This is a genomic window from Rhizobium sp. BK491, assembly GCF_014194925.1.
In the GTDB taxonomy this organism is placed as follows: Bacteria; Pseudomonadota; Alphaproteobacteria; order Rhizobiales; family Rhizobiaceae; genus Rhizobium.
The window spans coordinates 591,490-612,408 of sequence record NZ_JACIAR010000004.1 but is presented as its reverse complement, the minus strand read 5'-3'; the positions used below and the strand labels follow the sequence as shown (position 1 = coordinate 612,408).

Here is a 20,919-nt window from a genome sequence, read left to right as displayed (position 1 = left end):
CGGAGATGATAAGAGGGCAGTCGGACACGACACACGGACGTGGCCACTATATTCATTTCGCAACCGCGGAAAAGCCCCTGCTTGGCCGAAGTTAAGGCCTGTCTTTCACCTGGAAATCGGCTGCGCTTAAATGCTTTCCAACATAAGCAATTCATCCAGCGTTTGTCGCCTGCGGATCAATCGATGCGTCTCGCCGTCGATCAGCACTTCTGGCGCATAGAGACGGCTGTTGTAGTTCGATGACATCGTTGCGCCATAAGCGCCCGCGCCATGAAACACGAGATAGTCGCCGACATGGGCTTCGGGCAGATCGCGGGTTTCCACCGTGCCGTTGTCGGTCTGCGTGAAGACATCGCCCGATTCGCAGAGCGGACCTGCGACAACGGTGGGGAAGATTGTTCCGGCAGCACTGCGAGGCGCCGTGCCCGGAATGACCGTGATGTGATGGTAGCTGCCATACATCGCCGGCCGGGCGAGATCGCTGAAGCCGGCATCGACAAGCACGAAGCGGTTGCGGCCCATCATCTTGACCGCCCTCACTTCTGCCAGCAATACGCCGGCATCCGCTGTCAGGAAGCGACCCGGCTCGATCTCCAGCCGGATCGGATGGCCGACATGCGTCTCGATCTCGCGCCGAGCCTTGTCCCAGAGCGAAAAGTAATGGGCAGGATCGATCTCCTCCTCACCTTCCCTGTACGGCACAGACAGGCCGCCGCCGGCGGAGATGGCCTCGATATCGACATCCAGCGTGCGGCAGAATCCGATCATTGCACCGCAGACACGCTGCAGATGTCCATAATCGACACCGGAGCCGATATGCATGTGCAACCCGACGAGCTTCAGCGAATATTGCCGCGTCAGCGCCACGGCCTCCTGCAACTGCTCGAACCAGATGCCATGCTTGCTGGTTTCGCCGCCGGTGTTGGTCTTTTTGCTATGGCCATGCCCGAAGCCGGGATTGATGCGCAGCCAAACCCTATGGCCCGGTGAGCGCACACCCAGTTGATGCAGCATGTCGATAGAGCCGATATTTACCTCGATCTTGTCGGCAATGACGCGTTCCAACGTCGGCCGATCGAAGACGTCGGCGGTGAAGACCACCTCCGCTTCTCCCGACGCATTGTCGGCTGAAAAACCTGCCCGCATCGCCCGCTCGATCTCGCCGAGCGAGACAGCATCGACCCGCACGCCCGCTTTGCGCATTTCTTTCAGAATATGAATGTTCGAACAGGCCTTCTGCGCATAGCGGATAACGTCGAAGGCGGAGAGTTGGGCGATGCGGCGGCGGATCGCGGCAGCATCATAGATCCAGAGCGGCGTTCCATATTCGGCGGCAAGCGCGCTCAGCGTTTCGTTGGAATGGAGGGTCATTTTGTCTCGATCGGGTCGGGGCGGGAATGGATCAACAATGAATAATAATATGGGCGGAGCGACCGTGTCACTCCACCCCTTTCTGAATACAAGAGTGCTGCAGCTGGCTAGCGCCTCGCGGCGACAAGGGCCTGCTCGAGATCGGCAATGATCTCCTTGGCCGAGTGCAGTCCGACGTTCAGGCGGATCGTTCGGTCGCTGACACCGAAGCGCGCGAAGACATTTGTCTCCGGCGAAATGCTGAGAGCTGCCTTTGCCGGCACCACGAGGCTTTCCGGTCCACCCCAGCTGACGCCAATACGAATGAGGCGCACCGCATCGACGAAATCGGCCACATCGATGCGGTCCGAAACCTCGAAGGAAAACAGCCCACCGAAGCCGCTGAAAGTACGTTTTCCCGGATGATCGCCGAGTGCCGGATGCATGACATTGGTCACGTCCGCATGAGCATCGAGCCAGGACGCCACTTCGAGCCCGGCTTCATGATGATGCCGCATGCGGAATGGCAGTGTCTCGAGATTACGCAGTACGAGCCATGCCTCGAATGGCGCCAGCTTCGCTCCGGTGTATGGGTAGATTTCGCTGTTGATCCGGTCGATATGCGCCTTCGAGCCAGTGACCAGACCTGCCACCGTGTCGCTCTGTCCGCCGAGATATTTCGAGGCGGCGTGGATGACGATATCGATACCGACGGAGAGAGGCCTCTGAAAGAGCGGTGTTGCCCAGGAATTGTCGACCATTGTCACGACGCCGTGGCGGCGAGCGGCCTCGGCGATCGCAGTCAGATCCTGCAATTCGAAGACCATCGAGGTCGGGTTTTCGAGATAGGCGAGCTTGGCACCCGGAAGTGCAGCAAGCATAGCCCCCGTATCGGTGCCATCGATATAGTCGACGACGACGCCGAAGCGCTTCAGGACTTTTTCGAAGAAGCGGAAGGCATCGCTATAGACGTGCCGCACGGTGACGATACGGTCGCCGGGTCCGACGAAGGCGAGAACCGCAGCAGCAATCGCGCCCATGCCGCTCGAAAAGGCGCGTGCCTCTTCCGCGCCTTCCATCTCGGCGATCTTGCGCTCCAGAAGCCGCACGGTCGGATTGTCGCCGCGCGAATAGATCGGCTTCTTCGAACGGCCGGCGAAGACGTCCTCCAGCTCCTTGTAGCTATCGAACAGGAAGAGGGATGTCTGATAGATCGGCGGCACGGCTGCATCGAACGGATCGTCGCGCGGCGTCATCAGCGTATCGGGAATGGCGTGGCGGTAGGCATCGAATCTCGGCGTCTCGTTCATGGCGTTCCTCTTGGGTCAGGAGTGAAGTGTCGATTGGCCGACAAACGGCCCGGTGCGCCGGTCGGCAGAATGGCGAGCCATTCCCGCCACCCGACAAAGCCGCCGAGGATGGCAGCAAGAATGGCAGCGACAACGGCAGCAGCAGAGATCCCGGCAAAGCCCATCCAAAGCGGTAGCACGAGCAGAAGCGGGATCAGCAAATAGCCCTGCGGCGCAAGCCCGACGACGGCGGACAGACCCGCCCTGCCCCGCGATTGCAGCATGACGAGCAGCACGGATTGAAAAGCCGCAAGCGGAAAGATCGGAAAGAGGGACCGCAGCCAGGCGACTGCCTCATCCACGACGTCCTGGCTATCCGTGAACAGGCGTGCGATCGGCTCGGCAGCCAAGAACAGCAAGATGGAATAGAGTAATGCGACCGGTATCGTCACAGCCAGCATGAACCGGATGACGGCTTTGAGCCGCTCAGCATCGCCCGCGCCAAAGGCGTGACTGACGACACTCTGGGCACCGAGGCAAAAGCCGAACAGCGGAAGCTGTCCCAGAGTCATCAGCCGGATCGCAATCGCCGTTGCCGCGACACCTTTATCGCCGCCATGGACCGCGGCCTCCCGTATCAGGACCAGAAAGCCGAGGCCCGTGACGATGCTTGTTGCGGCAGCGGGAAGGCCGATCCGCGCGATCGGCCAAAGCAGTTGCCAGCAAATCGCCCCGCCGGTCACGCTCACCGTTCCCCATCGGCGCAGGAAGTAGACGGCATAGCATGCAAGGGCCGCAATGGATGAAACAATGGTCGCCAGTGCCGCGCCGGACGCGCCGAGCTTGAAGACAAAGATGAAGACGGGGTCGAGAACCGCGTTCAAGGCGAAGCTCGCGATCAGCACGATCATCGAGAAGCGTGAATTGCCCTCGGCGATCGCTATGAAATCGCAGATAGCCTGCAAAAGCCCGAGTGTCATACCGAAAGCAAGCAGCCGCCCATAATCGAGCCCAGGAGCGAGGAGATTGTCGCTGGCGCCGAGTGCGCCGACAAAATCCGGCAGGCCGAGATAGATCAGGATCGACAAGAAAATACCGAGCGGGATCGTCGCCGCGAGCGCTGTCGTGGCGACCGACGCCGCGGCTTTGAGATCCCCTTCGCCAAGGTGGCGCGCAAGCAGCGTCGCAAGCCCGATACCCAGCCCCTGACCGGCCGCCGCGACAAGCAGAAACAGCGGCATGACCAGACTGATGCCTGCCAGCATGTCCGGGCCGAGCGCCCCCAGAAAGATCGCGTTGATCGCATGATGGCCGGCACTGGCGGCAAGTCCCGCCACGGCCGGAAGCGCGACCGCCAGAACGAGCCGCTTGACGCGCGGATCGTTCATATCGACGGCTGTTTTCATCAGGCGCCTCGCGCCAGCGAGCCAAGCACAGGCTGCCCATCCTCTGTGGACAAGCCGGTGAGATCCGGCAACAGCAGCCGATCCATGAAGAAGCGCTCGCGCAGGAGCACGACCAGCAGCGCCTTCTTGTGCGGGAACTGAATATGCTTGACCTTGGCGAAGCCGGAACGGTCGAGATTGCGGATCTGCTGGGTGTGATGATGGATCGGCTCACCGACGATACGTCGCGTGCGCGGATCGGACAGGAACATGTAGTGCATAAGCGACGGAAGCCAGGCGCTGACGAAGGCTTTCCCGCGGAAATCATCCTCGCCGATCGCCACATGCCAACCTCGGTCATAGCCGTCGGCGTCGTAATGCGGTCCGATCCTGTCTTCCTTCGCCCAATAGAGCTCGAAATAGCCGAACGGCACACCGCCGAAGGTCCCGATCAGCGGCAGGGTGCGCGGATCGGCAAGGCGGCCTGCGATGAAATCGCGGTGATAGGAAAGATCGCCGCTGTCTTCCCATATGGCGGCGACCCTCGGATCGTTCATCCAGCGATGGAAATGGGGAAGATCGGCCTCGATATCGGCGACATGGAAGCCAAGCTGGGTATTCAGCCAGGGAATGAAGCGGCTGTAGACACGGCCGGCGGGCTTCGGCGGCCGCTGCGGGTGAACGGCGCCATTCGTCAGTGTCGACACTTCCGGATAGCTGCTTGGCACGCTTCCAAGCCAGGATCTTGGCTGCTGGAAGAAGGATTCCGGGCGCACGATCAGGCGATCGCTGCGCCGCTCGATGGCACCCGCTTCCATCAGGCGCCTTACGAGGTCGCCATCTGCGAGCTCGATCTGGAAGCAGTCCAGCTGTGGATTGCATGCCAGAACGGCTTCCGACACGGCGTTGACGATATCCTCGCCAGAAAGCGGAGGGACCGCGGTGGAAATTGTATCGAAGACCACGAGATTGGTGGCCGGCCCCGATAGATGGCCTGAGGCCACCTTCACTCCGTGATGCTCGACGCGAAAACTCCCCGGTGCATGCCCTGCCGATATGATGAGCGGCTGGCCGTAGGCAAGCGCGCTGCTCTCAAAGCCCGAAGCCGGAAGGCGCAGATCAAAGGATTTCTCCGCCGTTCTATCGCTCCTGATCGCCAGCGAAGCATCCATCTTTCATCTCCATATCTTCAGAACCACGCCGGTTGATATCTGCAGGCTAAACACAGCGCTAATTCTGCGGTGACGAACGACGTCAGCAAAAATTCAAAATATTTTCCAAAAAATATTTTTCGAAAATCATCTGAATTTTCCAAAACCTCATTCGTTATGGAGCTACGTCGACGTAATTTTCGGAACGTCCGAGTTTATCGGCGCCATAAGACATAGATATCGATCGATTGAACTTAATATCTTTCACAAATATTGAGAGGTATACATTATTGTATTTCGATCTATTTGATATGTATTTCAATACAATTAAGGAGAGCGGCGAAGAAATGACTGTCCACGATCGCAACGCCAAGGCAGCAAACGATACGGATTATCTCGCCAAATGCTCCCTATCGCCGACACAGTCACGTATCTGGCTCCTGTCTGAGACTGGTAACGAAGTCGTCTACGGGCGACAAATACTCGCGATCGTCTTCCCCCCGATCTCTTCTGACCTTGCGCGCGAGGGCCTATCAAAACTCTCTCGGCAACATCCCCTCATCACCTCGGAATTCGAGGCGAGGGCGGGCGGCGCCGTCCAGCAGATCCTGGGGAACGACCGCTTCGTCGAGATCATCGAGACGAAGTTGACTGCAAGCGAAAACCTGGACAACGCGCTGACTACGGCTGCCGCGGCGGAACAGGCCCGCCAGATCGACCTTACCGATGGCAATCCGGCCCGCTTCATCCTCCTGACGCAAGAAGCGCGGGCGGTGGGCGTCCTATTCTCCCTCCACGCCATCCTTGCCGACGCTGCGGCGCTCGATCTGCTTGCGGCGGATTTCCTTCATAACATCGACGGTCATGACCCGGCGGATATCGCAGAGACCGTACTGCCCGACGCCGCTTCGTGGATGATTGCCAATGGCGCACCGCGCCATGCGGCGCCGGAACTGGTCGACTTCTGGTTCCGGCGGCTGACGGCTCAGGAGAACATTGCGTCACTCCCGCCGCAAACATCGGCGGGAAAAAACATGGTCGACGAGGTCTGGTTCGAGCATATGCTTGAAGTGCCGGTACAATCGTCCGCCGACACCTCCGGCGACATGCTTGCCGCCCTCGGGATCGCCCTGCGACGCCATACCGGATACGGCACTCAAAGGATCGGCCTGGTCACGCGTCCGGAAAGGCAGAAAGTCGCCGCCCGCTGCGAGGACGTGTTGATCCTGACGCCGGAACTCGATGGCACTATGATGCTCAAGGACGTTCGCAATGCGTTCGTCAAGGAAATCGATATGGCTATCAGGCAATCCCTGCCCTTCGAGGCCCTTGCCGATGCGTTGATAAGACGGGACGAATCCTTCGACACCACCGGCCTCGTCAAGACGCTCCTCGATGTGCGTCCACCCCCGCGTCTCCTGCAAGCAACCTCGAACGAGGTCACGCTGCGCAGCCCCATCGAACCGCCGGCACGTCGCGATGCCGATCTGGTCGTTACCGTTTCCCCGGCCTCCGTCGGCAAATTGCGTATCGGCATCGGCTTCGACCCGCAGAAGCATGATCGAAAACAAATCATACGCTTCGCCGACGATCTTACCTTGGCACTTGCGCAATTACAGGCCAACCCCGGCCTTCAGGTCAAACATATTCCCTTCGTGTCACCGGAAGAGCTGGACAGGCTTTCAGCACCCTATCCGGATGCCCCGGAGCCGGACGACGGCACGCCGATCCACGAGGTCATCTCCGCACAGGCGAGACGGCGGCCGAATGCGTTTGCCGTCGCACAGGGTGAGAAATCCGTGACACATGGCGAACTCGAAGCTGCCGCCAACCGGCTGGCTCATCGGTTGATCGCGATGGGGATCGGCCCGGAAAAGCGCGTTGCCATCGCCCTTGAAAAGTCTATCGACGCGATCATCGCCATTCTTGCTGTGCTGAAGGCTGGCGGCGCATTCACGCCGGTAGAGCCGGATCATCCTGAAGCGCGCAATCGTCACATCCTGACGGCCCCAGGCCTCTCTCTCGTCATCTCCCGCGCAAAGCACATCGCCCACCTGCCGAGCGACATCGCGACACCCTATCTCAATCTCGATGCCATCGATCTATCCGCGGAGAGCGTCGGCGCGCCAGCAACGACCATTGCCCCGCAGCAACTTGCCTATGTGATCTACACGTCAGGCTCGACAGGCGTCCCGAAGGGAGTGGCGGTCGAGCACGGACCACTCGCGCACCATTGCAAGGCTACTTTGCGTATCTATGAGATGAGCGAGGAGTCCTGCGAATATCCGGTACTGCCGTTCACCTCGGATGGCGGCCATGAGCGCTGGATGGTGCCGCTGATGGCAGGCGGCGGCGTGGTGCTGACGCAGGACAAGCTGGCCACACCGGAAGATGCCTTCGCGGCCATGAAGCGACACGGCGTCAACAATGCCAGCCTGCCCACCAGCTATGTCCGGGGGCTGGCCGAATATGCCGGAGAGAACAGCGAAATTCCGCGGCTGCGGCTCTATTCCTTCGGCGGCGAGGCACTGTCGCAGGCGGTGTTCGACATGATTACCGAGAACCTGAAGGCGCAGCTGCTGATCAACGGCTACGGCCCGACCGAAACGATCATGACGCCGATGATCTGGAAGATTCCGGCTGGCACCCGCTTCGAGGGAACGGTCGCGCCGATCGGGCGCGGCGTGGGCGATCGGCGCATCTATGTGCTCGATGCCGACCTTGCACCGGTTCCGGTCGGCGTGATCGGCGAAATCTACATCGGCGGCAGCGGCCTGGCACGCGGCTATCTCGGCCAGCCGGAGCTGATGGCCGATCGTTTCATCCCGGATCCCTTTACACCTGGCGGACGACTGTACAAGTCCGGCGATCTCGGCCGGTGGCGCGAAGACGGCATCGTCGAATTCGCCGGTCGCGTCGATCACCAGATCAAATTACGCGGCTTCCGCATCGAGCCGGGCGAAATCGAAGCCGTGCTGCGCTCCGATCAACGTGTCGCCGAGGCCGTCATCCTGTTGCACAATGACGGCGGCCGCAGTTCTCTGGTCGCCTATGTTGTGCCGCGCGAGGGCGAGAGCTTGAGCGTGACCGAGCTGCGCCGCGCCGCCATGACGGCCCTGCCCGATTACATGGTGCCACAGACCATCATGCTGATCGACGAGTTGCCGATGGGGCCGAACAGTAAGCTGGACCGCGCGGCCCTGCCCGCACCGCGCATCGAACGCGAAATGGCGTTACCTGCCAACGACAAGGAAAAAGCGATCCTGGATGTCTGGAAGGATATCCTCGACATCGGTGATATCGGCGTCACGGAGAATTTCTTCGATATTGGCGGACAGTCTCTGATGGCCGTGCGCATCGTCTCGCGCCTGAAGATGCGCCATCCCGAATGGCCGCTGACGATCGCCGATATGTTCAATCACCCTACCGTGCGCGATCTGGCACTAGCGGTCGACGGCAGCCGCGATGAAACTGGCGTCGACGTCGTCTACCTTCGCCGCAATGGTGACCGGCCGGTGCTCTATTGCTTCCCGGGCCTGCTCGTCAGCACGCGCGAATATATGCGGCTTGTCGACTATCTCGGCCCGGAACAGCCAGCGACCGGCTTCATCTGCTATTCGCTGACGGAAACCAAGACGCTGAGTACCCGCGTCGAAGACATTACCGCGCGTTACGCCGAAGCCGTGCGCAGACAAGCCAAGGGTCGGCCCTGCGCCTTCCTCGGCTGGTCGTGGGGCGGACTGCTCGCCTATGAGGCCGCCCGGCAGCTCGGCAACGACATCGATCTGCGTATGATCGGCATGGTCGATGTCTGCGATATGGACGAGGAGTTCACCGTCGGCATCATGCCGCGCTTCGAAGCAGGCGTCCGCGATCGCACCCATGCTGCCGTGCAGAGCTGGCTTGCGACCACACCGATGCGCGAGGACTGGAAGAGACTTTTCGCCGCCATGAACGAGGAGGTTTACGAACAGTTCCTCCACCATGTCGTCAAGCATAATGTCAAACTGCCGACGGATGGTCCCGATATCGGCTCGGAAGAGCATACGTTCTGGATCCTCATCGACAATGCGATGATCTTCCGCAACTACCGCCTGGAGCAATCTGATTTCCGCATCCATGCCTTCGCGGCCGAGGATTCTCTCACGCGTGCCCTCAACGTCATCGACTGGCGGCGCTATTCGGCGAATGCCACGGCATCGGAGATCGTCACCGGCACCAACCATCTGACGATCATCGGCAAGACGCCATTCCATCAGCGTTTCGCCCGGCGGCTCGACCATGCTTTTGCGCCGGCGCCGCTGTCCAAAGACGCCGTCAAGTAACCCACTCTTCTACATCATTCTGGAGCTGCACCATGACATCGCACGTGCTCGACCTCGCCGGGGCCGGAATCGGTCCCTTCAACCTCAGCCTTGCCGCTCAGCTCGATTCCATACCGCAACTTTCCGTCCGCTTCTTCGAACGGCGTCCATCCTTTGCATGGCATCCGGGAATGATGCTGCCGGGTGCGGAAATGCAGACATCCATCCTCAAGGATCTGGTGACGGCCACCAACCCGACAAGTCCGTGGAGCTTCCTCTCATATCTCGTTGCGCATAAACGCTTTTATCAGTTTCTGAATGCGGAATATGAAGCCGTTCCGCGCAAGGAATTCGCCGACTATCTCGGATGGGTCGCGCGCGGGCTAACGTCGCTCCGCTTCGGCGCGAGCGTCCGAGAGGTCCATGCCAATGACGGCCTTTTCTCCATCGCCACCGACGATGGTGCGATCAGCGCTCGCAATCTCTCCGTCGGCGTCGGCAAGATAGCGTCTCGTCCGGCTTGGGCCGAACAGCTGCCGAAGTCCATGACCTTCCATAGCAGCGAAGCGACGCAACGTTTCGGTGATGTCAAAGCGCCCCGCATTGGCGTCATCGGCGGCGGCCAGAGCGGCGCCGAGATCGTCGATGCGCTCCTGGATCTGAATAGGGTTTCATCCATCCACTGGATCAGCCGCCGGCCGAATTTCGAGCCGCTCGATGCGACGCCATTCACCAATGAGCTCTTCACACCAAGCTACATGGAGCGCTTCCACGGACTTCCCGAAGAGCTGCGGCTCACTCACACGCGCCGGCAAGTGCTGGCGAGCGACGGCGTTTCCGCCTCTACCTTGAAGAAGCTCTATCGCCGGCTCTACGAGCGAAAGCTCGATGCCGCCGGGCACCCCGACCACAGCATATCGCTGCGCCCCTTCCGCAACGTCATCGCAGCCGAGCAGGATGGTCCCGAAATCACGCTGACCATGCGCAACGGCTTCGATGACAGCATCGAAACACTGACGGTCGACATGGTCGTTTTTGCAACCGGCTATCGCTTTGTGCTTCCGGAATTCCTGCATTCGCTCGAAAACCGCATCGAGCTCAGCTCCATCGGCGAACCGGTGCTGGAAAGCGACTTCTCGCTGACATGGGACGGGCCACGGGAGAACCGTATCTTCGTTCTCAATGCCGGACGCCATAGCCATGGCATTGCCGAGCCGCAGCTCAGCCTTGCCGCATGGCGCAGCGCGGTCATCGCCAACGCGTTGCTCGGCCGCCAGCATTTTGATCTCGATCAGCTCGATCCCATCGTACAGTGGGAAACGCACGGACAGCCGTCGAACCTTCCCTCTCACATGGGACAGGCAGCGGAATAGGTGAAGACGGGCCAACCGGGGGAAGAGACGGTGCAGGTGGAACTTCATAGCCTGCACCTGTCTGACGGGCTTCCCGTACCGGACTCGATTTTGAGCGAGGCAGAAAAAAGCCGTGCCGCAGCGTTCAGATCATGCTCGGCGCGGCGCCTTTTCGTTGCCGGCCGGGTCCTATGTCGAAGCGTCATCGCCAATCTGCTTGGCTGCGCCCCGCAAGCACTTTGTCTTGCGATTACCCCTTCCGGCAGACCCTATCTGCGCGATTACCCCGACATCGACTTCAATCTGTCGCACGCGAAAGACCGCATAGCACTTGCGATTTGCCGCGGCGCCCGCATCGGCATCGATATCGAGCGTCTCGATGCATTTTCGGAGAAGGAAGCCTCCGAGATCATGCCGATGATCCTTTCCGAACAAGAGTTCAATCAGGTGCATCAATTGGATGAACGACATCGCCGTGATGTTTTTCTCACCCGCTGGGTTCAGAAAGAGGCTGCGTTGAAATGCTTCGGCCGGGGTTTTCTGGTCGACCCGCACAGCGTGATGCTGACGCCGGTAAATACAACTTTAGAAGGCAGATGCCAGGTATCCGGCGAAGCGATATTCACCCATTCCGGCCGTATCAGCGACGAAGAAAGCGGGGATTTTCAGTGGGCTATCGCAACATCAAGGGCTGCAGCAAGGCCGAAATGGCGGCATCACAAAAGCGGGATTTTCTTCTAGATCTCATGAAAAATTGAAATAAAATCAGGTGGATAAACCTTGATTTAGGAGATGCTTCACTTTTCGACACTGCTATCTTGACTATTATTATCATGTTTTATAGGTTCCTCTCAAAAAGAGGGGCACACAGAAATGCAACTTTGGATTTCAGCGAGAGCCCGACATGATTGCCAACCGTTCGCAGTCGACTTCCAATGCGCAACTCCAAACAGCACTTCACGCCTATCCGAAGCTCCTCTCCGTCGCATGCAGGATCACAGGCTGCATGAGCTTGGCCGAGGATGTCGTGCAGGAAGTTCTCCTGCAGCTGGTCTCCAAGCCGCTGAACGAGGATATAGCGGCTCCAACGCCCTATGTGATGCGGATGGTGCGCAATCTGGCGACCGATCATGTGCGACGCCGGCAATATGAGCGGGGCCTGTTCGTCGAAGAGGAAGTGGGCGGCAATACCTCGGCCTATGGAAGCCCGGAGGAGCGCCTTCACGAGGCCGAGGCCTACAAGGCCTTCCGCTGCACGGTCGAATCCATGCCTGCCAGAACCCGGAAGTTCTACGAGGAGCACTATTTCGACGATATCCCCCAGAACATCATCGCCAGGGAGGCGGGTGTATCCTGCGCCCTTGTTTGCGGCCTTCTGCGGGAGGCGCATTCGCGGTGCCTCGCCGCTATCTCGCTTGAGGCCGACCATTCTTGCGCTGCCGGCAGCGGCCACAGACGAAACCGAACAGCACGGGTGCGGGAGATGCGGGCCTGATGGCGGTTCACCGCCATCAGGCCCGCAAACTGCACTCCGTCGCCAGGAAAGGGAAAATGCAGGAAGCCATCGAGATAACCGAATCCAAAGGCGCCATCTGTCGTGACATCATGACGGAATTGACCGATTGGTTTACCGACCCCGATGTCATCGATGCCTGCGCGGGAGCCGTGGAGGCCTTGCCGATGTTCGGCTGCGTCGAGGCGGATACTGTTGCCGGCTTCGTTGCCCTGCGCGCCCATCCGCCGGCCGCCATGGAGATTCTCGTGATAGCAACCAGGCGCCGGCACCATCGCAGCGGTGTCGGAAAGCGATTGCTGGCCGCAGCCGAGACCTTCGCCCGCTCTTCCGATTGCAAGCTCCTGACGGTCAAGACGCTCGCGCCGCGCGGCAGGGACGAACCGCAATATGAAAAGACCCGTGCCTTCTACGACAGAAACGGTTTCATACGCGCCGAGATATTCCCAACCCTCTGGCGCGAAAGCGATCCGTGTCTCTTCTTCGTCAAGCCATTGACCTCGATCAACTAACGCATCGCTCACCGGCGACCGGAATTTTAGGGAGCCGGTGGGCTTCAGCAGGAATGATAATGAAAAACGATAGGATCACCGGAAAAGATCAAAGTCACGCAACGGTCTTCGCGACGGAAGGCCTGCGTTTCGAGGTCGACGGCAAAACCATTCTTCATCCGCTCGACATCAGCTTCAAGGCGGGCGAGATTTCCGGCCTGATCGGCCATAACGGCTCCGGCAAATCCACGCTGATCAAACTGCTGGCCCGGCAGATTCAGCCGACCGGCGGACGCATCCTGTTCGATGCCGCCGCCGCCGGCTCCTACGATATGCGGGCCTTTGCGCGCGCTGTCGCCTATCTGCCGCAGGACACCTCATCGGCCGCCGGCTTAACCGTCGAGGAGCTTGTCGCCTGCGGGCGCTACCCCTGGCATGGCGCGCTCGGGCGGTTCACCGATGTCGATCGGGAAAAGGTGGAGATCGCGATGAAGTTGACGCATGTCGATACCTTGGCAGGCCGCATCGTGGATACGCTCTCCGGGGGCGAGCGCCAGCGTGTCTGGATCGCCATGCTGGTCGCGCAGGACAGCCGCTGCCTGCTACTCGACGAGCCGACATCGGCACTCGACATCGCCCACCAGATGGAAATCCTCGGGCTCGTCCGCGAGCTTTGCCGGGCAAAGGATCTGAGCGTCATTCTCGTCCTGCACGATATCAATGTCGCGGCACATTTCTGCGATCATCTGCATGCGCTAAAGCAAGGGCGCCTCATTGCAGCAGGCCCGTCGCCGACCCTCATGAAGGCCGAAACGCTCAATACGATCTACGGCACCAATATGGGCGTCACTGCCCATCCCGTGCATGGAACGCCGCTTGCCTATGTCATCTGATAGCAGCTTCGAGAACCTGATGCTTTCCCGGCGCACGCTGCTTGCTGCTGCGGCGTTTTTTGCCGTTCCGCAAGCGGGAGTGGCTGCAGGAACCATATCCGGCCCGATCGTCTCCCTCGATTATGGCCTGGCATCGACACTGCTGGCACTCGGGGTAACACCGGCCGGCATCGCCTCGCTTGCCGATTGGGACACATGGGTCGTCGAACCGAAAATGCCCAATGGCGTCGTCGATCTCGGTACCACCAGCGAGATCAATCTCGAGGTCCTGGCAAGCGTCAAGCCGGCGCTGATCCTGACCACGCCCTATCTCGCGCCTTTGAAGCCGCAATTGGAGGCGATTTCGCCGGTCCTGGAACTGACGATCTATGCCGAAGGCGGCGAGGCTTTGTCACGCTCCATCGAGGCGACGCGTCGGCTGGCCGACGCCATCGGCCGGCGGCAACAGGCGGAAGAATTCCTTGCCCGGTCGGAACAATTCTTCGACGACTGCGCAAACCGCGTCAAAAAGCTCAACCCTCCGCCGTTGGCGCTCATTAATTTTGTCGATCCGCGCCATGCTCGCATTTATTGCGGCGCGGGCCTCTACCAGAACGTCATGACCAGGATCGGGCTAAAAAACGCCTGGACCAAGCCGGGCGACTACTGGGGCTTCGAGACGATCGGGCTGGAGCAATTGGCGACGCTCGATCAAAGCTTGCGTCTGATCGCATTCGAACCCCTGCTTCCGCCAAATGTGCTCGACAATCTCCAGGATAGTCCGTTGTGGACCAGTCTTCCCTTTGTCCGAGCCGGGCGGGTATCCGTGCTGCCGGGCACCTTGATGTTCGGCATGGTGCAGGAGGCTCAGCGTTTCGCGCGCATATTGCTTGACCATCTGGAAACATTCGCATGATCCGCACCGAAGCAAATAACGGCCTCGGTGCTCCAGCCGTGGCGCTGACGCTGTTCGCGCTCGCCAGCCTGCTTGCCTGGTATCAACTGGCGCCTGACCTTTCACGCTTGTTTGAGCAGAAAGCAGGCTACGACCCGCAACGCCTGCTACTCATCTATTCGACGCTGCCGAGGATCGTCACCGCCTTGCTGGCAGGTGCCGCGCTCTCGCTGTCGGGAAGCCTGCTGCAGCAGGTGCTGCGCAATCCGCTCGCCTCTCCGTCCACGCTCGGCATTTCGGCCGGCGCCAATCTCGCGCTCGTAGCCGTCATGCTTGCCTTTCCCGCCCTTCAGGGCCTCAGCCGCGATGCCGTTGCCCTGTTCGGGAGCACCGCGGCGGCGGCAGTCGTCTTCCTGATCGGCGCAAGGCGCGGCTTTTCGCCCTTGTCGCTGGTGCTTGCCGGCTTGATCGTCGGCGTCTGGAGTGGAGCGCTTGCCGCCATTCTCGTTCTGATGAACGATCGCTATCTCTCCGGCCTCTTCATCTGGGGCGCCGGATCGCTGGCGCAGCAAAGCTGGACCATTCCGCTTTCCCTTCTCCCGAAAATCGCCACACTTTCCATCGCGGCCTTGTTGATGGCACGGCCTTTGGGGCTCATGGACCTAGGCGATAGCGGCGCGAGCGGACTTGGCCTGTCGGTCAAGCGCACGCGCGTTGTTGCCGTTTGCATCGCAATTGCGCTTGCCGCGATCGTCACCAGCGCCGTCGGCGTTATCGGCTTCATCGGTCTCATCGCGCCGCGCATCGCCCAGCTTGCCGGCGCTAGACAGATGAAGAGCCAGCTCATCTGGTCACCCCTCATCGGCGCGGGCTTGTTGCTGCTGACCGATGAAGCCCTCGTGCTGCTCTCCGGGGCTTCTTCGACCTTCCTGCCGACGGGCGCTATTACTGCACTGCTAGGCGCACCGTTGCTGCTCCTGATGCTGCCGCGTTTGAAGGCCGCGCAGCGCAACGCGCCCTCCCCCTCTCAGAATGCGAGCCGCGCCTTACATACGCCGCGCGTACTCTTGCTTGCATCAGTTCCGGCGCTCGTCCTTCTCCTGGCGGGCGCAGTCTTCTTCGGGCGTGCACCGGATGGCACATGGCAGCTGCTTGCCTATCTCCATTGGCCTGACGTACTGCCCTATCGTCTGCCGCGCATCGCCGGTGCCTTTGCCGCAGGTGCCATGCTTGGCGTCGTCGGCGCGATCCTGCAACGCCTCAGCGGCAATGAGATGGCAAGTCCGGAGGTTCTGGGTATTTCGGCAGGCGCTACCCTCGGCGTCACCGCCGCTCTCTTCCTTCTGCCTGCTCCCGACATGGCCGCCCAACTGGGCTTCGGCGGTATCGGTGCCTTCGCCGTGCTCATCGCCATCTTCCTATTCGGCATCCGATCCGGTTTCGCGCCGGAACGATTACTTCTGACGGGCATCGCGCTGGGCGCCATGCTGGATGCCTTCATCAGCGTGCTGGCCGCGAGCGGCGATCCGCGCGCTATGATCGTCATGCAATGGATGAGCGGATCGACCTATCTCGTTGATACACCAAAGGCAATCTCTGCGATGATGGCAGCAATAGCAGGCCTTGCGCTTACCTTTCTGGCTCATCGCTGGCTCGACCTGCTGCCGCTTGGGGCTCAGGCGGCCCAGGCAATCGGCATTCGTGTCAACTTTGCCCGCGCCTGCCTCTTTGCCCTTGCCGCAGCCATGACCGCGGCCGCAACCTTGGTCGTCGGCCCCCTGAGCTTCATCGGTCTCATGGGGCCGCATCTGGCGCGAGAGCTAGGCTTGCGACGCGCGGCTCCCCAGCTTATGGGTGCAGCACTCGCCGGCGGCAGTCTCATGGTGCTTGCGGATTGGTTCGGCCGCATGATCGCCTTTCCCTACCAGATGCCAGCCGGCTTGGTTTCCGCGCTCGTCGGCGCCCCGCTGCTGCTGATATTGCTGATGAAGCGGCGACGGGCGGCATAGTCTCACGTAGCGGGCGATCCCGAGCGTGGCATATATGCAAACGGGATGTTTGCCGGCCGAAGGCGGGCAGATTGCTTACGTCGCTGCACGACCACTTTTGGGAACCAAGTTCAAACCAAAACACTGGCTTCGATCAGACGCGATCCAGGAACTCAAGTACTCGGCTCGTCAGCAGCGCAGTTGCACCCGCATCATAAGACGGAAGCGAACTGTCGGCGAAATAGTGCTGATCGCCGGGATAAAGGAAAAGCTTCGCGTCCTCGACCTTCGCCACAATCTCCCGGGCGGCATCGATATCACCCTCGCCTACGAAGATCGGGTCGTTTTCCAACCCGTGAATCTGGACAGGCACGCCATCTGGCCAAGGTCCGAAGGCCCATTCGCCACTGATCGGCAGGCAGGAATGGAACAAGAGAGCTCCTCGGGCTCCGGGCCGTGTCTGAGCCAGCTTCTGCGCAGGCAGCACGCCGAACGAGAACCCGGCATAGACGAGCGCAGGAGGCAGATCTTCAGCGACGCGGGCACCGCGCTCCCGCATATCGTCGAATCCAACACCGCCGATATAGGCGAGCCCCTCTTCGATGCTTTGAAAAGTGCGTCCATCGAATAGGTCAGGCGGTGCACCATGTGACCGGCACCCCGCAACTCATCAGCGAATGCTCGCACACCCGGGGTCAATCCCTGTGCGTGGTGGAACAAAAGAACCTCAGCCATACGGAACCTCGCGATGGGATGGTCGGGTACATTTTCTGCTAGCTACAGCCTCATCGCCGCATCGGCAAGAATGCGGGTATCTTGCAACAGGCTTAGGCTGCAAAGTAGCCTTGCTGACAGTAAGGTCGAGTTCGGCCGACGAAAGAAGCTATCGGGGTGGAGCGGGCGCCGCACAGAATACGGCGCCCCGATAGGCTTACCAGCGATACTTCAACGAGGCTGTGATGTTGCGGCCCTGCCCGAGGTAGCAATAGCCCTCGTTGCAGACCGTCAGGCGGCGGTTGGCGATGTTGCGGACATCGAGGCTTGCAACCAGGCCCTTATATTTCTGATCGACCGCGCTGAAGTCGTAAGACACGGCCGCATCCAGGTAGACGCTTGCATCATTCTTGTCGGTGTTGGCCGTGCTGGTATAGGTCTCGCCGGTATAGCGAATGCCGGCGCCGACGGTCAGGCCCTTTGCGGCAGAATCATCCTGGAACGTGTAGTTCGACCACAGGCTGGCAATGTTTTGGGGCGTTACGGCCGGTGCGTTTCCGGCATTGTCACCACGCGTGATTTCGGAGTGGTTATAGGCATAGGCGGCAACCACATCCCAGCCATCGGTGATGTTTGCCCTGGCTTCCAGTTCGATCCCCTTATTGGTCACTTCACCGAGCGAGGCGTAAATGCCCATCAGCGGATCGACGAGAACCGGCTTGTTCTTCTCCACCAGATGATAGGCAACGGCCGAAAGCAGAATGTCGGTGCCTGGCGGCTGGTATTTGACGCCAAGCTCATACTGTTCGCCCTTGGTCGGATCGAGAATACTGCCGGATGCAGACCGCTGCGTGACCGGATTAAACGAGGTGGAATAACTGGTGAAGGGTGCGATGCCGTTGTCGAAGAGATAGAGCGCGCCAGCCTGGTAGGAAAATGCATTCTTGTTGAAGCTGTCTTTGGTTGTCGTATCAGTGGAGACAATGGTGGTGTCGGTCGACTGCTTCACCCAGGTCTGACGCCCGCCGAGCGTGAAGCGCCACTTGTCGAGTTCGATCTGATCCATGGCATAGGCGCCGAACTGCTGCAGGCTGGCGTCAACCCGGCTGAAATTATAGGCCGGTGTCGGGCCGGATACGCCATATCTCGGATTGCCGATATCGAAGTCATAGGCGGGGCTGGTCGTCGCATCCATCCCATAGGCGAAGGAATCGCTCATGCGGGTATAATCGAGACCGAACAAGACGGTATGAGCAGCCGGACCGGTTTCGAATTTGGATTCGAGTTGGTTGTCGACCTGGAAGACGTTCATCCTGTCGCCGATCGCAGTCGCACCGCGCTGGGCGACGTCTCCGACCCAGCCGAGGGTACTGAGATAGCGTGACTTCAAATCCAGATGAGAGAAACGGAGGTTTTGGCGGAAGGTAAAGCCGCCGTCGAACTCATGCTCGAACTGATAGCCGACCTGCTGCTGCTTGGTTCTCTGATAATCGTAATCCGGGTCGCTGTCGCGATAGTCGAGAACATTGCCATCGGGGCCGATCATGGCGCCGACATTGGCATCCGTTTCCGTCGATTGCGCTGAGCCATAGATGGTGATTTTCGTCGTGTCGTCCGGCTTCCAGGTGAAGGACGGTTGGATCAGATAACGATCGTCGGCGATATCGAAATTGGTATCGCCCTTTCGCGCCAGGCCGACGATGCGATACAGCATACTGTCATCGTCCTGATTGACCCTGCCCCCAAAATCGAACATCGTCTGGGCACGATCCGACGTTCCATAGAGAATGCCGACTTCCCTGATCGTCTCTTCGGTCGGCAGCTTCGATATCTTATTGACGATCCCGCCCGGCGAACCGGCGCCATAGAGCACGGATACCGGTCCCTTGATGATCTCGACGCGGTCGAGCGCATAGGGATCCGTCCGGAACATCGCATAATTCATGTAGGGCTGCCGCAGCCCGTCGCGATAGTCGCCGTCGGTCGTAACATCATTGCCGCGAATATAGACCTGATCGAAGCGCGGATCGAAGCCATAGGAGCCGGTCTGGACGCCAGCCGAATAACGCACCGCCTCGACGATATCCTGAGCGCCGCGCTGTTCGAGCTCCTCTTTGGTCACCACCGATACGGAACGAGGCGTCTCGAGGATCGGCGTATTGATCTTGGTTGCGCCCCTGCTCTTCTTTGCCGCCACGGTCGTGTTATCGCTTGCGTCACTCGACTGGCCGCTGACGATGATCGGCGCGAGCTGGGTGGCATTTCCATTGTTCGCATCGGCCGCAGCATCTTGCGCGAAGGCATTTCCACTTAAAGCAAACACTGTCGCAAGTGCGGTGACGCCGCTTGCAAGATGGAATCTCTTTCGTGTCAAATTACTGATATAATTATGGGATTTCTGCTTCATAAGCCCTTTGCGCCTGCCCGTTTCGGAAAAGATGGCGCAAATTAGTTCGCAGGCGCAGCCGGCGTCAAGAATACATGAGTACAAGAGTCATATTTTTTATTCATTTCCACTCTCATGTTGCAGAATGGCCCCGATGGCCGAACACCAAATTGCGGAGGGCACCTGAAAATTACGCTTAGCAAAGCATTCGGCCCGCTTGCCAGATCGCGCCACCAATAATATGAGACTTTTCATCATCTTTCTGCAAATATCGGCGCTGTTATTCCGGCGCCCCACATGATCGGTCAGCCGGAGAGGCCATGTCTCATACATCATCACACAATGCCGCTTCCATTCTGGCGCCGGCCACCCTTCCCGGCTGCACATTCATTGACCTGAAGTTTGACAACGCCGATCATCCGCACAGGATCTTTCTCTATCGCCCGGACAAACCGGCACCGGCGGAGGGTTGGCCGATCCTATACCTGACCGACGGCAACGCCTGCTTTGCGACCGCCGTCGACGCGCTGAAGGTGCAGGCGAGCTATCCGAACGGAACCAATGTCGCGGAAGGCGTCATCGTTGCCATCGGCTATCCCACGGACGAGCCATATGACCCGCTCCGCCGCTCCTGGGATTTGAGCCCACCGCCCGGACGCGTCTATCCGCCGTTCTTTCCCGATACGTCGGATGTAAAGACCGGGGGTGCTGAACGCTTTCTGGCGCTCATCGAGGACGAGCTCAAGCCTTGGATAGAGCGGCAAGCTCGGATCGACCGCTCGCGCCAGACGCTTTTCGGCCATTCGTTTGGTGGCCTTTTCACGCTCTACGCGCTGTTTTGCAAACCCGATGCCTTCAGCCGCTGGATTTCCGCAAGCCCGGCGATCTACTGGGAAGATTCAGCAATTCTTTCGATGGAGAGAGAATTCCTCGACAGTTACAAAGAGCCGCTCGATACGGAACTGCATCTTTCCGCCGGTCAGTATGAAGGCGAAATCCTCGCGCCCTTCCATAAAGGTACCGCCGACGAGCAAAAACGTCAGGAGCGTGCGAAGGAAACGCGCACGATAGAACTTGCCCGCGAGATGGCTGAGAGATGGGGCAAACTGGTGTCATCCACAGGAACGATCACCTTTGAAGTATATGCCGAAGAGAACCACATGTCGGTCCTTCCGGTCGCGCTGAACCGGGCCGTCCAGATCGCATTTCGAAGAAAAAATTCATTCTGA

14 protein-coding genes and 1 pseudogene are annotated in these 20,919 nt (G+C 59.7%); 9 read left to right on the top strand and 6 right to left on the bottom strand.

Features of this window, described 5'->3' with window-relative positions; all coding sequences use genetic code 11:
- Window positions 1–126 precede the first annotated feature (126 nt).
- From lysA to FHX05_RS21135, 4 genes are all read right to left on the bottom strand, one after another.
- On the bottom strand, window positions 127–1,371 hold the full coding sequence (lysA, locus tag FHX05_RS21150; RefSeq protein WP_183874283.1) for a diaminopimelate decarboxylase: 1,245 nt from the start codon (window positions 1,369–1,371) through the stop codon (window positions 127–129).
- Window positions 1,372–1,478: 107 nt separating this feature from the next.
- Complete coding sequence (locus FHX05_RS21145) at window positions 1,479–2,660, bottom strand: PLP-dependent transferase (protein ID WP_183715971.1); 1,182 nt, start codon at window positions 2,658–2,660, stop codon at window positions 1,479–1,481.
- Entirely contained in the window at window positions 2,657–4,045 is a 1,389-nt protein-coding gene (locus tag FHX05_RS21140; protein ID WP_183874281.1) for an MATE family efflux transporter, read from the bottom strand. Before FHX05_RS21140 ends, FHX05_RS21145 begins: the two co-directional genes overlap by 4 nt.
- A complete protein-coding gene (locus FHX05_RS21135; protein ID WP_183874279.1) occupies window positions 4,045–5,196 on the bottom strand; it encodes a GNAT family N-acetyltransferase in 1,152 nt (383 codons plus the stop codon). The genes FHX05_RS21140 and FHX05_RS21135 overlap by 1 nt, the downstream gene beginning before the upstream one ends.
- 326 nt (window positions 5,197–5,522) lie before the next feature.
- Here FHX05_RS21135 and FHX05_RS21130 point away from each other — a divergent pair, with 326 nt between their 5' ends.
- The 8 genes from FHX05_RS21130 (at window position 5,523) to fhuB (ending at window position 16,611) form a co-directional block, all read left to right on the top strand.
- Window positions 5,523–9,500 carry a non-ribosomal peptide synthetase gene (locus FHX05_RS21130; protein ID WP_183874277.1) on the top strand — a complete coding sequence of 1,326 codons (3,978 nt, stop codon included), beginning with the start codon at window positions 5,523–5,525 and terminating at the stop codon, window positions 9,498–9,500.
- A gap of 32 nt (window positions 9,501–9,532) precedes the next feature.
- Complete coding sequence (locus FHX05_RS21125) at window positions 9,533–10,852, top strand: lysine N(6)-hydroxylase/L-ornithine N(5)-oxygenase family protein (RefSeq protein ID WP_183874275.1); 1,320 nt, start codon at window positions 9,533–9,535, stop codon at window positions 10,850–10,852.
- On the top strand, window positions 10,853–11,572 hold the full coding sequence (locus FHX05_RS30790; protein ID WP_183874273.1) for a 4'-phosphopantetheinyl transferase superfamily protein: 720 nt from the start codon (window positions 10,853–10,855) through the stop codon (window positions 11,570–11,572).
- 163 nt (window positions 11,573–11,735) lie between these two features.
- A complete protein-coding gene (locus FHX05_RS21115; protein ID WP_183874271.1) occupies window positions 11,736–12,326 on the top strand; it encodes a sigma-70 family RNA polymerase sigma factor in 591 nt (196 codons plus the stop codon).
- A gap of 56 nt (window positions 12,327–12,382) precedes the next feature.
- Complete coding sequence (locus tag FHX05_RS21110) at window positions 12,383–12,856, top strand: GNAT family N-acetyltransferase (RefSeq protein ID WP_183874269.1); 474 nt, start codon at window positions 12,383–12,385, stop codon at window positions 12,854–12,856.
- Window positions 12,857–12,915: 59 nt separating this feature from the next.
- Window positions 12,916–13,728: an ATP-binding cassette domain-containing protein gene (locus FHX05_RS21105; RefSeq protein WP_183874267.1), complete on the top strand. Its 813-nt coding sequence runs from the start codon at window positions 12,916–12,918 to the stop codon at window positions 13,726–13,728.
- On the top strand, window positions 13,718–14,623 hold the full coding sequence (locus tag FHX05_RS21100) for an iron-siderophore ABC transporter substrate-binding protein (RefSeq protein ID WP_183874265.1): 906 nt from the start codon (window positions 13,718–13,720) through the stop codon (window positions 14,621–14,623). The genes FHX05_RS21105 and FHX05_RS21100 overlap by 11 nt, the downstream gene beginning before the upstream one ends.
- A complete protein-coding gene (gene fhuB / locus FHX05_RS21095; protein WP_183874263.1) occupies window positions 14,620–16,611 on the top strand; it encodes a Fe(3+)-hydroxamate ABC transporter permease FhuB in 1,992 nt (663 codons plus the stop codon). The genes FHX05_RS21100 and fhuB overlap by 4 nt, the downstream gene beginning before the upstream one ends.
- Before the next feature lie 133 nt (window positions 16,612–16,744).
- On the opposite strand, the pseudogene FHX05_RS21090 reads toward fhuB, so the two are convergent.
- Both FHX05_RS21090 and FHX05_RS21085 read right to left on the bottom strand, forming a co-directional pair.
- Window positions 16,745–17,325 (bottom strand): annotated as a pseudogene (locus tag FHX05_RS21090) (dienelactone hydrolase family protein).
- Between the two features lie 196 nt (window positions 17,326–17,521).
- A complete protein-coding gene (locus tag FHX05_RS21085) occupies window positions 17,522–19,711 on the bottom strand; it encodes a TonB-dependent siderophore receptor (protein WP_183874261.1) in 2,190 nt (729 codons plus the stop codon).
- Between the two features lie 299 nt (window positions 19,712–20,010).
- On the opposite strand from FHX05_RS21085, the gene FHX05_RS21080 reads away from it, so the two are divergent.
- Complete coding sequence (locus FHX05_RS21080; RefSeq protein ID WP_183874259.1) at window positions 20,011–20,919, top strand: alpha/beta hydrolase-fold protein; 909 nt, start codon at window positions 20,011–20,013, stop codon at window positions 20,917–20,919.

Bases quoted from the DNA above. Each gene is read 5' to 3' on its own strand.
- lysA (WP_183874283.1), bottom strand. From the start codon at position 1,371: ATGACCCTCCATTCCAACGAAACGCTGAGCGCGCTTGCCGCCGAATAT.
- FHX05_RS21145 (WP_183715971.1), bottom strand. From the start codon at position 2,660: ATGAACGAGACGCCGAGATTCGATGCCTACCGCCACGCCATTCCCGAT.
- FHX05_RS21140 (WP_183874281.1), bottom strand. From the start codon at position 4,045: ATGAAAACAGCCGTCGATATGAACGATCCGCGCGTCAAGCGGCTCGTT.
- FHX05_RS21135 (WP_183874279.1), bottom strand. From the start codon at position 5,196: ATGGATGCTTCGCTGGCGATCAGGAGCGATAGAACGGCGGAGAAATCC.
- FHX05_RS21130 (WP_183874277.1), top strand. From the start codon at position 5,523: ATGACTGTCCACGATCGCAACGCCAAGGCAGCAAACGATACGGATTAT.
- FHX05_RS21125 (WP_183874275.1), top strand. From the start codon at position 9,533: ATGACATCGCACGTGCTCGACCTCGCCGGGGCCGGAATCGGTCCCTTC.
- FHX05_RS21115 (WP_183874271.1), top strand. From the start codon at position 11,736: ATGATTGCCAACCGTTCGCAGTCGACTTCCAATGCGCAACTCCAAACA.
- FHX05_RS21110 (WP_183874269.1), top strand. From the start codon at position 12,383: ATGCAGGAAGCCATCGAGATAACCGAATCCAAAGGCGCCATCTGTCGT.
- FHX05_RS21105 (WP_183874267.1), top strand. From the start codon at position 12,916: ATGAAAAACGATAGGATCACCGGAAAAGATCAAAGTCACGCAACGGTC.
- FHX05_RS21100 (WP_183874265.1), top strand. From the start codon at position 13,718: ATGTCATCTGATAGCAGCTTCGAGAACCTGATGCTTTCCCGGCGCACG.
- fhuB (WP_183874263.1), top strand. From the start codon at position 14,620: ATGATCCGCACCGAAGCAAATAACGGCCTCGGTGCTCCAGCCGTGGCG.
- FHX05_RS21085 (WP_183874261.1), bottom strand. From the start codon at position 19,711: ATGAAGCAGAAATCCCATAATTATATCAGTAATTTGACACGAAAGAGA.
- FHX05_RS21080 (WP_183874259.1), top strand. From the start codon at position 20,011: ATGTCTCATACATCATCACACAATGCCGCTTCCATTCTGGCGCCGGCC.